Here is an 863-nt window from a genome sequence, read left to right on the forward strand (position 1 = left end):
GCGGATCAGTCGATCCGGGTGGATGTGGATCTGCTGGACAAGTTGATGAATCTGGTGGGGGAGTTGGTGTTGACCCGGAATCAGTTGATCCGGGCGATCGGTTCGGTGGCGGATCCGGCGATGACGCGGACGGGTCAGCGGTTGAATCTCATCACTTCTGAGTTGCAGGAGTCGGTGATGAAGACCCGGATGCAGGCGATCGATCATTTGTGGTCGAAGTTGCCGCGGGTGGTGCGGGATCTGTCTTCGACGTTCGGGAAGCAGATCCGGTTGGCGCAGGAGGGTAAGGAGACCGAGTTGGACCGGTCTCTGCTCGAGGCGGTGAAGGATCCGTTGACGCACCTGGTGCGTAACGCTGTGGATCACGGTATCGAGACGCCTGAGGAGCGGGTCGCGGCTGGGAAGAATCCTGAGGGGACGCTGACGTTGCGTGCGTATCACGAGGGTGGGCATGTGATCGTCGAGGTGCGTGATGACGGGTCGGGGATCGATCCGGACAAGATCGCGCGGATCGCGGTGGAGAAGGGTCTGGTGTCGCGGGATCAGTTGGCGGCGATGGATCGTCGGGAGATTCTGGCGTTGGTGTTCCGGCCGGGGTTCTCCACGGCGAAGGCGGTCACGAATGTGTCCGGTCGTGGTGTGGGTATGGATGTGGTGAAGACCAACATCGAACGTATCGGTGGTGCGGTCGATGTGGATTCCGTGGTGGGTAAGGGCACCACCTGGCGTCTGACGATTCCGCTGACCCTCGCCATCATTCAGGCGCTCACGATCGAGTGCGGCGAGGAACGGTACGTCATCCCGCAGGTCGCGGTGCACGAGCTGGTGTACCTCGACGGCCAGTCCGGCCGCGTCGTCGAGCA

1 protein-coding gene is annotated in these 863 nt (G+C 62.0%); it reads left to right on the plus strand.

Annotated elements, in window-relative coordinates:
- The coding region (locus ABD332_RS59925; RefSeq protein WP_344516114.1) for a chemotaxis protein CheA at positions 1–863 on the plus strand (863 nt) is incomplete at both ends.

The organism is Dactylosporangium maewongense (assembly GCF_039531485.1).
GTDB lineage: Bacteria > Actinomycetota > Actinomycetes > Mycobacteriales > Micromonosporaceae > Dactylosporangium > Dactylosporangium maewongense.